This is a genomic window from Commensalibacter melissae, assembly GCF_003691365.1.
Classification (GTDB): Bacteria; Pseudomonadota; Alphaproteobacteria; order Acetobacterales; family Acetobacteraceae; genus Commensalibacter; species Commensalibacter melissae.
On record NZ_CP033087.1, the window covers coordinates 190,228 to 202,500 of the forward strand.

10 protein-coding genes and 2 tRNA genes (1 of these 12 only partly in view) are annotated in these 12,273 nt (G+C 39.5%); 11 read left to right on the top strand and 1 reads right to left on the bottom strand.

What is annotated here, in order from left to right; genetic code table 11:
- Positions 1-128: 128 nt before the first annotated feature.
- From D9V35_RS00770 to D9V35_RS00810, 9 genes are all read left to right on the top strand, one after another.
- Positions 129-1,388, top strand: a complete 1,260-nt coding sequence (locus D9V35_RS00770; RefSeq protein ID WP_122122905.1) for an aspartate kinase — start codon at positions 129-131, stop codon at positions 1,386-1,388.
- Positions 1,381-2,445: an NAD(P)H-dependent flavin oxidoreductase gene (locus D9V35_RS00775; RefSeq protein WP_122122906.1), complete on the top strand. Its 1,065-nt coding sequence runs from the start codon at positions 1,381-1,383 to the stop codon at positions 2,443-2,445. The genes D9V35_RS00770 and D9V35_RS00775 overlap by 8 nt, the downstream gene beginning before the upstream one ends.
- Before the next feature lie 27 nt (positions 2,446-2,472).
- On the top strand, positions 2,473-3,672 hold the full coding sequence (locus tag D9V35_RS00780; RefSeq protein WP_162988514.1) for a helix-turn-helix domain-containing protein: 1,200 nt from the start codon (positions 2,473-2,475) through the stop codon (positions 3,670-3,672).
- 144 nt (positions 3,673-3,816) lie between these two features.
- Positions 3,817-4,941 (top strand): flavodoxin-dependent (E)-4-hydroxy-3-methylbut-2-enyl-diphosphate synthase, encoded by a 1,125-nt coding sequence (gene ispG / locus D9V35_RS00785; protein WP_110439535.1) that lies wholly within the window; start codon positions 3,817-3,819, stop codon positions 4,939-4,941.
- Positions 4,942-4,977: 36 nt separating this feature from the next.
- Positions 4,978-6,228, top strand: a complete 1,251-nt coding sequence (hisS, locus tag D9V35_RS00790; protein WP_122122908.1) for a histidine--tRNA ligase — start codon at positions 4,978-4,980, stop codon at positions 6,226-6,228.
- A 3-nt stretch (positions 6,229-6,231) separates the two neighbouring features.
- The gene (gene prfA, locus D9V35_RS00795) at positions 6,232-7,314 is read left to right on the top strand and encodes a peptide chain release factor 1 (RefSeq protein WP_122122909.1); all 1,083 of its coding nucleotides are present in this window, start codon (positions 6,232-6,234) and stop codon (positions 7,312-7,314) included.
- 160 nt (positions 7,315-7,474) lie between these two features.
- Entirely contained in the window at positions 7,475-8,287 is an 813-nt protein-coding gene (gene prmC / locus D9V35_RS00800) for a peptide chain release factor N(5)-glutamine methyltransferase (RefSeq protein WP_240993383.1), read from the top strand.
- 205 nt (positions 8,288-8,492) lie between these two features.
- Entirely contained in the window at positions 8,493-9,011 is a 519-nt protein-coding gene (locus D9V35_RS00805; RefSeq protein ID WP_122122911.1) for a DUF4167 domain-containing protein, read from the top strand.
- A gap of 82 nt (positions 9,012-9,093) precedes the next feature.
- Positions 9,094-9,168: transfer RNA gene (locus D9V35_RS00810), tRNA-Met, on the top strand.
- A gap of 293 nt (positions 9,169-9,461) precedes the next feature.
- On the opposite strand, the gene D9V35_RS00815 is transcribed toward D9V35_RS00810, so the two are convergent.
- Positions 9,462-9,536: transfer RNA gene (locus tag D9V35_RS00815), tRNA-Thr, on the bottom strand.
- A 217-nt stretch (positions 9,537-9,753) separates the two neighbouring features.
- Here D9V35_RS00815 and D9V35_RS00825 point away from each other — a divergent pair.
- Together D9V35_RS00825 and D9V35_RS00830 are read left to right on the top strand one after the other, a co-directional pair.
- On the top strand, positions 9,754-11,340 hold the full coding sequence (locus tag D9V35_RS00825; protein ID WP_240993384.1) for an efflux transporter outer membrane subunit: 1,587 nt from the start codon (positions 9,754-9,756) through the stop codon (positions 11,338-11,340).
- Positions 11,341-11,433: 93 nt separating this feature from the next.
- Positions 11,434-12,273, top strand: partial view of an acyltransferase family protein gene (locus D9V35_RS00830; RefSeq protein WP_162988515.1) — the 5' portion only. The gene runs 228 nt beyond the window's last position; the window shows 840 of its 1,068 coding nt (coding positions 1-840); its start codon is at positions 11,434-11,436; its stop codon lies off the right edge, out of view.

Here is a 12,273-nt window from a genome sequence, read left to right on the forward strand (position 1 = left end):
AGAAAAGTCAATTATTTGCTTATAAATAATAATTGGGTTAATTATTGAATGATATTAGAAAAATGAGATTTATGCTTCATTATATCATATTTAAATGCTGAAAATAATAGTTGTGGAGTTTATTTTTTATGTCTTGTGATATTCCCCGGATCGTAATGAAGTTTGGTGGGACGTCGGTTGCTGATTTGGACAGGATTCGTAAGGTCGCTCAAACAGTCAAAAAACAAGTTGGCGCAGGATGTGAAGTAGCCGTGGTTGTGTCAGCTATGTCAGGGGTCACAAACCAGCTGGTTGAATATTGTCAAACCCTCAATCCCCTATATGATCCCTGCGAATATGATTCAATTGTAGCGACAGGTGAACAGGTAACCAGCGGGCTTTTGGCTATTGCTTTGCAAACAATGGGGATTAAAGCACGTTCATGGTCAGGTTGGCAAATTCCCATAATTACAGATGATGCGCATGGTAGGGCCAGAATTAAACAGATTGAATCAGCAGCTCTGATAGAATGCATGCAGGCTGGAGTTGTGCCTGTTATTGCCGGATTTCAGGGAATAGATGAAAATAAGCGTATATCAACTTTGGGACGGGGTGGATCCGATACTTCGGCGGTTGCGTTGGCTGCAAGCTTGAATGCTACAAGATGTGATATTTACACGGATGTAGATGGAATTTACACAACTGATCCCAGAATAGTAAAAAAGGCAAAACGAATAAAGGCAATCGCATATGAAGAGATGTTGGAATTAGCCTCTGTCGGTGCAAAGGTCTTGCAAACCAGAAGTGTAGAATTGGCCATGAAGGAACAGGTGCGTGTTCAGGTTCTTTCAAGTTTTGAAGATCATGACCCGTCAAAGGAGGGGTCTTTGCCAGGTTCTTTAGTTGTTAGTGAGGATGAAATTGTGGAAAAAGAACAAGTAACAGGAATCGCTTATTCCTTGAATGAAGCAAAGGTGGTTGTAAAAGGTATTCCCGACTTTCCTGGAGTGGCATCTTCTATTTTCAGGCCCTTGGCAGAGGCCAATATTAATGTTGATATGATCGTGCAGAGTAGCGGGACAAATCAAACCACAGATATGACATTTACAGTGCCTAAAACGGATTTGTTACAGGTTCAACAGCTTTTGGAACAGGCAAAAGATACAATTAAATTCTCACAATTGCTGACCGATGAGGATGTTGTAAAAATCAGTGTGGTTGGAATTGGGATGCGTTCTCATACTGGTGTCGCAAATATTATGTTTAAAACATTGGCGGAACGTTCTATAAATGTTCAAGTGATTTCCACAAGTGAAATTAAGGTTTCTGTTATTGTTGCTGCGGAGTATGTGGAATTGGCTGTACGTGCTTTACATACAGCTTATGGATTGGATCAAATGAATGACTGATAAAATGAATATGGATTTAGTTTCATATGATCAAGCAAAAAGGGAATTGAAGCGTCTGTGGAAACGTGGCACTGATTTTTTGGGAAGTGAGGTTGCCATTCTTGGCGGAGCTATGTCTTGGGTCAGTGAGCATCATCTGGTTTCAGCCATTTCCAATGCCGGGGGTTTTGGCGTGATTGCATGTGGAGCAATGGAACCCGAAATGCTAGCTGTCGAAATCGAGGCCACTCAGGCACTGACAAAAAAGCCTTTTGGGGTAAATCTGATTACGATGCATCCCAAATTGTCTGAATTGATTGATGTCTGTCTGCGTCTAAAGGTTCATTATATTGTGTTGGCAGGGGGTATTCCTTCGATTACAGCAATCAGGCAAATTAAGGATGGGGGAGCTAGGGTTATTGCGTTTGCTCCAGCCTTGATTTTGGCAAAACGCTTGCTTAAAATGGGTGTTGATGCACTGGTGATAGAAGGGGCAGAAGCAGGGGGACATATAGGTCCTGTTTCTTTGACTGTACTTGCTCAAGAAATTTTACCTGTTATTCGTGAAATACCTGTTTTTGTTGCGGGTGGATTGGGTCGTGGCGATGCCATTGTTTCATTTCTTGAATTGGGTGCCTCTGGCGCACAGTTGGGCACGATGTTTGCTGCAGCGGTAGAAAGTCAAGCCCACGAGAGGTTTAAAAAAGCGTTTATTCACGCTTCGGCACGGGATGCAGTCGCTTCAGTACAGTTGGATGATAGTTTTCCAGTTATTCCCGTGCGTGGTCTTTCCAATCTAGGGACAAAAGCGTTCATGAAGCATCAAGCCGCCGTAATTCAAAAATATCGTAATGGTGAATTAAGTAAAGAGGATGCTCAACTGGACATTGAACATTTTTGGGCGGGGGCTTTGCGTCGTGCGGTAAAGGAAGGTGATGTGGAATATGGCTCGGTTATGGCTGGTCAATCCGTGGGAATGGTAAAGGAAATTTTACCTGTTACCGATATCTTTCATACACTTATGCAACAGGCAATTGAGGCTTTGGTAAGACGACAACAACGTATATCAGATATGTGAACATTCTATATAATGGGTTTTAAGCAAATGAGTAATGGACCTGAACAATATGCGAATAAACAATCTATTGGCGAAATGCTTCGTTCAAGAAGAGAAGAATTGCACTTGAGTTTGGAGGATATTTCTCAGAGGCTGAGAATCCGGTTGGTTTTTTTAAAGGCTCTGGAGGATGGGCAGATCGATCAGTTGCCCGGTATAGCCTATGCAGCCGGTTTTTTGCGTTCTTATGCAGAGTTTCTGGGACTGAATGTTGACGAGGTAATCAAGCGCTTTCGTTTTGAGCATCAGGGAACAGAATATAAACAGAAATTACTGTTTCCTGCTCCTGTCCCTCAATCTGGCGTTCCTGCCGCTGTAATTATTTTTGCAGGTTTACTGATTATTGCCGGGGGATATGTTGGCTGGTACAAAATGACTGATCATCGAAAGGTTCCTGCCGAAACTATTCCATCCATTATGGATAAAAATGGTAAAGATCAGGCGCAGGAAAAAATTTCACCACAGATTGCATCTGTTATGCCCTCTCTAAACGTAAATAATGCAAAACCGGATCAAAATGTTTCCAATGCTATCCATAAACTTGAATCACAGGTAGCCCAGTCTCAAAAAACAAATGAACCGGCTTCGGAACCGGCAAATTATTCGCAGGGTGATAAAAACAATTTTTTACAAGAAAATAAGTTGTCTCCACAAAATTCATCTATAGACAATCAACAGAAACCACAGGAACCCTCTTCTATTCAAACCAGTAAAGCATCTGACTCATCAGGTAAGGTTGATCAACAACATCCTGATTCGGTAAAAAATATTGAAAGCAAAGATAATGAGACAACAGAAAAAGTTGATAACAATATCATTATCAGGACATCCGGAGCCAGTTGGTTAAAGGTTCAGGATCAACAGGGTCGTATTTTATTGCAAAAAACATTGCAAAAAGGTGAAAGCTGGACTGTTCCATCAGATCATGCAAGGATTGTTATGACCATTGGCAATGCCGGGGCTGTCATTATTGAAAATAATGGGAAGCAGTCAAGGCCTCTGGGTGAAAGGGGAAAGGTTTTACGGCATTTTGTTATAACGCCTGAGTTATTGGAAAAGATTGTTACAGAACCTGTAGATAATAATTCGGATGCAATGCCTGAAAAAAATAAGAAGAAAATGGTCAATGAGAATGGCTTGAATTTAAATAATGATCAGGAAAAGACTGAAGGATCTGATAATCGTTAGGACAAATATTTTATGTTTAAGCGGTTATATATTGCATATTTTAATGGGGTTGGTTAGTTAAAAGAAGATGGTGTAAAATTGATCTTTTAAGATTGTTTCTTTTAAGGTTAAAGGCATTACCATAATTAACTTGGAGAAAAATTAATGAGTTTACGCCCATATCAGCAAATTATTCGTCGCAAAAGTCGACAAATTAATGTGGGGTCTGTTCCTGTTGGCGGGGATGCACCGATTAGTGTTCAAACAATGACAAATACGCTGACCAGTGATGCACAGGCAACGGTTGCACAAATTAAAAAAGCTGAAAAGGTGGGGGTTGATATTGTTCGGGTTTCCTGTCCTGATGAGGATAGTACCAGGGCGCTGAAAGAGATTGTCCGTAATGTGGAAGTTCCAATTGTTGCGGATATTCATTTTCATTATAAGAGGGCGATTGAAGCTGCACAGGCAGGCGCCGCTTGTTTAAGGATTAATCCAGGAAATATTGGTAATGCGGATCGTGTTCGGGATGTAATTAAGGCGGCAAAAGATTATAACTGTTCAATTCGTATCGGGGTTAATGCGGGTTCTCTTGAAAAACATCTTTTGGAAAAATACGGAGAGCCTAATCCGGAGGCTTTATTGGAAAGTGCGATGGAGCACGCGAAAATCCTAGAAGATAATGATTTTCGCGAATTCAAAATTAGTGTTAAAGCTTCAGATGTTTTTTTGGCGGTTGAAGCTTATCGTTTATTATCTGAAGCTTGTGACTATCCATTGCATATCGGTATTACTGAAGCGGGAGGGAAAAGAGCGGGAACTGTAAAATCCTCCATTGGATTAGGTTCACTTTTATGGGCAGGTATTGGGGATACAATGCGCGTTTCCTTATCGGCTGAACCTGAAGAGGAAGTCGTTGTAGGTTGGGATATACTGAAAACGCTTGGTTTGCGTCATCGGGGGGTAAGGGTTGTTTCCTGTCCTTCCTGTGCGCGTCAAGGTTTTAAGGTCATTCCAACGGTTGCAACATTGGAAGAACGTTTGGCTCATATTGAAACGCCAATTACGCTTTCTGTCATTGGTTGCGTTGTTAATGGTCCAGGCGAAGCCACCATGACGGATGTGGGTGTTACCGGGGGTGGATCAGGACGTCATATGGTCTATGTTGGTGGAAAGCAGGATCATACGATTCCGGCTGAAGAAATGATTAACCATATTGTGCAATTGGTTGAACAAAAAGCCGCACAGATTGAAGCGGAAAAAACTGCTCAAAAAAAAGAAAAGAATTAATTTTAAAATATAATTTCAAACATAGGATAGTTTAAAGTGAGTGTGGTTAAACCCGTTCGTGGAACCCATGATTTGATTGGTGACGAGGCAAAAAATCATCAATATGTTATGCAAACCGCAAAAAATATTACTTCATTATATGGGTTTGAAGAATGGATAACACCGGTTTTTGAAGAAACAGGTGTTTTTGCGCGCTCTTTAGGGGATACGTCGGATATTGTTTCCAAGGAAATGTATACATTCCAGGATCGTGGTGGGGATTCTCTCACCCTGCGTCCCGAAGGAACAGCTGGAATTTGCCGTGCCTTGGTTACAAATGCTTTGACCCAAACCCTTCCTCAAAAGGTTTTTTATGCCGGTCCAATGTTTCGTTATGAGCGTCCTCAAAAAGGCCGTTATCGGCAGTTTTATCAGATTGGTGCAGAATTGCTGGGTACGGCAACCCCTTTTGCAGATGCGGAAATGATTGCAATGGGGCAGCATATTCTTAATGCCCTGGGTATTTCAGATAATGTTGATCTTGAATTGAACACGCTGGGGGATCTGACCAGCCGTCAAGCATGGCGAGAAGCTTTAATTGCCTATTTCAAAACTGTTAAATCTGAATTATCAGAAGATAGTCAAAATCGGTTGGAGAAAAATCCCTTACGTATTTTGGACAGTAAGGCGGCACAGGATAGAGCGTTATTGGATCATGCTCCGTTAATGAAAGATTATATGACTCCGACAGCACTGGAATTCTGGGATAGGTTACGAAAAGCATTGGATCAGTTTAAAATTCCATTTAGAGAAAATCATTATATTGTTCGTGGATTGGATTATTATAGTCATACGGTTTTTGAATTTGTAACGACAAAGCTTGGATCACAGGGTACCGTTCTGGCGGGCGGACGATATGAGGGGCTGGTTGCAGAAATGGGGGGACCTTCTGTTCCTGCTATTGGATGGGCGGCTGGGGTTGAAAGATTGGCTCTTTTATTGAATTCGATACCTGTCCAACCTAAATCTGTAGCGATCATTGTATTTTCTGATGCGGTTCATGAAATGGCATTTACGGTTTTACAGCTATTGCGAACTCATAAAATTGCCGCTGAAATGACCTATAAAGGGAATTTCCGTAAACAAATGGAGTGGGCTAATAAAAGGAAAGCGTCTATTGCATTGCTTATTGGTGAGGATGAGGCGACCAAACAAGTTGTTCAGTTGAAAGATTTGAATTCTGGTGAACAAGTCGAGGTTGCCTTGCATGATTTGGTTTCTCAGCTTATTTTGAAATTGGCGAAATAATTTATGTCTTCTGAAGAATTTTCTGCAAGTTTTAATGATCGTCTGGATAAAATCATAGCTCGGTCAGAAGAATTGCAACACTTGTTATCCACTGAGATATCCGGGGATGAATTTATTGAGGCTTCACGTGAATATGCTGAATTGAATCCGCTTGTAGCCTTGATTGAATCTTTAAGGACGGCAGAAAAGGATTGTCAGGCTGTTCAGGAAATGCTTGATGATCCTGAAATGAGAGATTTGGCACAGGCCGAGTTACAGGGTTTGCATGAAAAACTTCCAGAAATAAGACATCAGATTCGTTTGGCAATGTTACCAAAGGACAAGGCCGATGAACGAAGTGCAATTTTAGAGCTACGTCCAGCGGCTGGGGGTGATGAGGCGGGTCTGTTTGCGGCAGAACTTTTCTCCGCTTATCAACGTTACGCGGAATCTCGAGGCTGGCGCTTTGAAATTCTGGAATATGGTGATACTGGATTGGGCGGTCTTAAAGAAGGGATTGCTTCAATCACGGGAACGGGAGTTTTTGCCCGTTTGAAATATGAATCGGGTGTTCATCGCGTGCAACGTGTTCCAGCTACCGAAAGTCAGGGGCGTGTTCATACTTCAACAGTAACCGTTGCGGTATTGCCTGAGGCAGAGGAAGTGGATGTCACAATTGATGAAAGTGATCTGCGGATTGATGTCTATCGTGCTTCTGGGGCTGGTGGACAGCATGTTAACAAAACGGAAAGTGCGGTGCGGATCACTCATATTCCGACAGGTGTGGTCGTGGCGATGCAGGAGGAAAAAAGTCAGCATAAAAATAAGGCGAAAGCCATGAAGATCCTGCGTGCACGTTTATATGAACAACAACGGTTGGCCGCTCATGAAAATCGTGCGGCAGACCGTCGTTCTCAGGTGGGAACAGGAGATCGTTCTGAACGTATTCGTACATATAACTTTCCACAAGGACGTGTTACTGATCATCGGGTAAATTTGACGTTGCATAAAATTGATCGTGTTATGTTGGGGGAATTTGATGAAATTATCGATTATTTAATCCAGGAAGAACAATCCCGACTATTGGCCTCTGAAGAGAATACCTAGGAAAAAAATCTGGTTTTGCCTTTTATTTCTGTCTAACGCCTTAGTTATATTATCGTTTAAAAGCATTAGTTGTTTTTATATTTGGATAAATTGATTTTTACCGGATTACATGGATAATAGTGTACAAATATCGTTGGCCTCATTAATTCAGGAAGGCGAGATGCTTTTTCAAAAGGCAGGAATTGAAGCACCGCGACGAGAGGCAATGTTATTAATAGCTGCGGCGTTAAAAAAAAGCAGAACCGAATTATTCTTGATGGATAAAAGAGAATTGATCGATCCTGTCCTAATTCGTTCATATTTTTATAGACGAAGTCAGCATGAACCTTTCGCTTATATTGTGAGGGAAAAAGGATTTTGGTCGTTAAATTTGGAAGTGTCAGAAGCCACTTTAATTCCTCGCGCTGATAGCGAGACTTTGATCGAGGTTTTGTTGAAATTGTTTCCGAAACGCCAAACTCGTTATAATTTTCTGGATCTGGGTACCGGCACAGGTTGCCTGTTGCTTGCTGCCTTGTCTGAATATACGAAAAGTTTTGGAATTGGGGTCGATTATAAAGAACAGGCTGTTAGATTGGCAAGGAAAAATGCGGAAAAATGCAAATTGGCCGACCGATCTATATTTTATACAGGTTATTGGGGTAATGCCTTAAAGGGAGAATTTGATATTATTTTATCCAATCCACCTTATATTCGTGAACATGAATTATTAAATTTAATGCCAGAGGTCAAAAATTATGAACCCATGTCAGCTTTGGCTGGGGGAAGGGACGGCCTTGATGCATATCGTTTAATCTGTTATCAAGCCGCGGATTTATTAACGGAACAGGGAGTTTTGATTTTAGAACTAGGAATTGAACAGGAAGAGCATGTTACAGAGATTGGAAGGGATGTAGGGTTGCATGTTGTGCAAAAACAACAGGATTTAAATGGTTATACAAGAGCCCTTGTTTTTTCTAATATAAAATTGTAAAAGCTTATCATATAATTTTATTTTAATTATAGTAAGAGAAGCTACTAACTCAATATAATGATTAATAGCTGTATAAATTATAGTATTAAATTGCAATTTATTTATTTCATTTAGTTTACTTGTTTCATATTAATCATTATCTATCAACCAATCAAAATGTAACCTTAGTTTCATATTTACTAATAGGAAAGTATAACAATAACTTATGAATACAAAACGTATGCGAGGTCGTTATTACCGGTCAGGCAATAACGGGGGGGCACGGCATCAAAACGGACAGGTTTCTTTTAATCGAAATCATGTGTTTGAAAGTAACGGTCCTAATGGACGTATTCGTGGAACTGCTCAACAATTACATGAAAAATATCTTCAACAGGGACGGGATGCCATAAGTTCAGGGGATCGGGTCAATGCCGAAAGTTTTTTTCAGTATGCAGAACATTATTCTCGTATTGTTAATATGATTAACCAGTCTAATCAACAAAGACATCGTCCCAATAATTTTCAGGAAACGGCAAATAATACAGAGCCTGCAAAAATGATAGAGGATGAACCGGAAACAACTGAGGCTGTCGAAATTAAGATTGATGAAACTGCAAATGAAACTCCTGTTGTTCAGGAGATAGAGGCTGAACAGCCTGCACCGGTTCGTGTGCCCCGTAGAGGAAGGCCTCCTAGAGCGCTGTCAGCAGGAAAAAAAAAGCTTTCGGAAGGAAATAGTTAAAATATTATAGAAGATGAGTGAAAAATACTTGACTTTGTCATTTAAATAAGGGTAATTAAACTCGTCTTTCAATGATTGATAAGGCGGCGTAGCTCAGTGGTAGAGCAGGGGAATCATAATCCCTTGGTCGGTGGTTCAAATCCGCCCGTCGCTACCATCTTTAAAATTTGGTTTAAATCTACAGATGGTTGTTAAAATTCAAAATCCTTAAAATCGAATAATTCTTAACAACTTATTTTTAATTTTGTCTTTAAGTTGGTATTTTGTGATTTGATTGTAATTTTATTATGATCAGACTGATGGTATGATTATTGTTGAAGTGATCAGAGTCATTGAATATGAAAATATATTTTGTTGGGAATGGAAAAATAGAACAATCTTGTAATAATTTTTTTTAATAATTTAGCAAGATTAGATGTGATATATTAAATTGTCATACATAATTAGAAATGGTGCTGCTGGCGAGGATTGAACTCGCGACCTCTCCCTTACCAAGGGAGTGCTCTACCACTGAGCTACAGCAGCTTCGATTTGCTTTATTTAGTAGCTTTTCATTCAAAATGATGCAACAAAAAAATTTATCTTTTTGCATATTTTTTATATGGCTTGCAAATCAAGGAGAAATTGTTCAACAGTTAGATGAAACATTTATACCAAATCCAAAATTCAGTTCGATTAATATTATTTTTGTCTTCTATGTAAATTCATCAAGGCATATCTTAAATAGTATTAAAGAACCATCATGGTTCGAAATGAAAACGCCCGTTTAATGCTGTATATTAAAATAGGATATCAGGTTGTAACTATGAAATATAGCTTTTGTTTTTTATCACTTTCCTTTTTGAGTATTGCATTGACCAGTTGTGCGGTTGGACCTGATTTTAAAAAACAGACACCTTGGTACCCTTCAAAATGGTATCCAAACCATAATTCAATCCACGGTAATGTTACAAGTCAAATTAGTAAGAATAAACTGGATCCGAATTGGTGGGAATGTTTTCATGATCCGATATTATCTGATCTGGAACGTCGCACTATCGTAAATAACCTTGATATTCAAATGGCTACACAGCGAATGATTGCCAGTCGTGCCCAGTTAATCATAACAGGATCGGCACGCTTTCCCACCTTGAATGCAATGGGCAGTTACAGCCGAGCACAACATAGTAGTAAAATGGCACGTCGAATTATTAACCGTGTCGAGAATCAGAAACCTGAGTTAGGTAAAATCGTTGACCCCAAGGATATTGATATTCCCACTTTTAATGAATGGGCTGATGCTCTGGATTCAAGTTGGGAAGCTGATATTTGGGGACGTGTTCGTCGTCAGTACGAGGCTGGTAAAGCTTTATGGCAAGTTTCCGAAGAGGAGCGACGAGATATTTTAACCCTCCAGTTGGCTGAAGTTGCCAATGATTATATAACTTTACGTGGATTGCAGACACAACTGGATATTGTTCGAAAAAATGCGAAAATTGCTCAGGATTCACTTGATCTAGCTCAAAAACGTTATACGGGTGGATTGGTAACAGAACTGGATGTTCATGATGCCCGTGCTCAACTGGAACAGACAAATGCACAACTCCCTCAATTGGAAGAGCAGGTCATTAATTATATGAATGCCCTTGCATTGTTAATGGGGGAACCACCCCGCGCCTTGGATCAAATTTTGTCACAACAAAAACCAATTCCTCCAGTTCCCCCGCAGATTCCTGTTGGTTTGCCCTCTGAATTGCTGCAACGTCGTCCAGATGTAAGAGAGGCTGAAGCCGCCTTACATGTTGCAACTGCAGAGGTTGGTGTGGCAGAAGGGGATTTTTATCCAAAAGTAACCGTGGATGCAAAAATGGGCTTTCAATCTTTATCGATCAAGGATTTGGGATTTTGGTCAGCACGGGCATGGAATGTTGGACCGACGATATCAATTCCCATTTTTGAAGGGGGGAAATTAAAGGGTCAATTACAATTAAAAAAGGCGCAGCAGAAAGAAGCGGCTCTCGCTTATCGTAAAACTGTTTTGCGTGCTTGGCAGGAGGTTGATAACGCTCTGTCTGCTTATCAAGCCGAACAGTTAAGAAATGATAAATTAAGGGAAACTGTCAATTCAAACCAGCAATCTGTTTTTTTGGCACAGGAACAATATCGTGAGGGGTTGCAAACTTTTATCAATGTTCTGGATGCAGAACGTCGACTATTGCAATCTCAGGATGATTTGGTAAAAAGTACAACACGTATTTCAACCAATTTAGTACAACTGTATAAAGCACTTGGTGGAGGATGGGAAACAACCTTTCCCGAACATACTGAATCGCTTCAAAAGAAAAGTTGATTATAAAATTTCTAGCACATAATCAGAATAGTTGATCATTACGGTCAAATTATTTATTTCCTTATAAATAATTTATATTTTGGAGCCGTATTATTGCCAAGGAAATTTTATACCCTTCAAATGTTAAGAGGGTTTGCCGCTTTATCAGTTTGTTGGGCGCATTTTTTATCGATTAAAATAGAAGTTAAACCCATATTCGCAACGATATATATGTTTTCTGGACCTTTTGTGCGATATGGGGTGGATCTATTTTTTGTAATAAGTGGTTTTGTCATTGCGTTGAACGTTCTTGAAAACCATGAAAAAGCATCATTTAAGGAAGGATTGAAATTTTTAATAAAAAGAATTTTCCGGATTTATCCGTTATTTTGGGTTACCATGATTTTCATTATCATTCTTTTTCACTGCAATGGTATTAAAACAGCTGGTTTGCATAAAATAGAAAATATTTCACATTTTTTCCTTTTAACTACTGATATGCCATTACAGAATGCTGCATGGACATTGCCCTTCGAACAGTATTTTTATCTTGTAATGTTCTGTTTTATTTGTTTGTTTCCTAGAAAATCATTGCTTCCTTTTTTTATAATCTGGGCAATTTTACATTTGGTCATTTTATATGTTTATGTGGAACATTGGATTCATCATGTTCCATTTTTTCTCGGAGATAACCAGATTTTCAACTTTTTTTTCGGGTTATGCGTTGCTTATATCTTTTTTAAAATAAAAAAACATACTGTAATGGATAAGTATATTGCTTTGTGTTTAGGTATATTGATCGGTGGTACAGGTTTTATATTAACTTATAAGAAATTATATGGATTACATTTTAATGAATGGGCCAATTTATTTTATAATGGACTATCACCAGCTCTGATTTTATATGGATGTATAGGTCTTGAAATGAGCAATCATATCCAAGTTGCGAATTTA

Excerpts from the sequence above, each read along its gene's own strand:
- D9V35_RS00770 (WP_122122905.1), top strand. The coding sequence starts at position 129 with ATGTCTTGTGATATTCCCCGGATCGTAATGAAGTTTGGTGGGACGTCG.
- D9V35_RS00775 (WP_122122906.1), top strand. The coding sequence starts at position 1,381 with ATGACTGATAAAATGAATATGGATTTAGTTTCATATGATCAAGCAAAA.
- D9V35_RS00780 (WP_162988514.1), top strand. The coding sequence starts at position 2,473 with ATGAGTAATGGACCTGAACAATATGCGAATAAACAATCTATTGGCGAA.
- ispG (WP_110439535.1), top strand. The coding sequence starts at position 3,817 with ATGAGTTTACGCCCATATCAGCAAATTATTCGTCGCAAAAGTCGACAA.
- prfA (WP_122122909.1), top strand. The coding sequence starts at position 6,232 with ATGTCTTCTGAAGAATTTTCTGCAAGTTTTAATGATCGTCTGGATAAA.
- prmC (WP_240993383.1), top strand. The coding sequence starts at position 7,475 with ATGCTTTTTCAAAAGGCAGGAATTGAAGCACCGCGACGAGAGGCAATG.
- D9V35_RS00805 (WP_122122911.1), top strand. The coding sequence starts at position 8,493 with ATGAATACAAAACGTATGCGAGGTCGTTATTACCGGTCAGGCAATAAC.
- D9V35_RS00825 (WP_240993384.1), top strand. The coding sequence starts at position 9,754 with ATGGTTCGAAATGAAAACGCCCGTTTAATGCTGTATATTAAAATAGGA.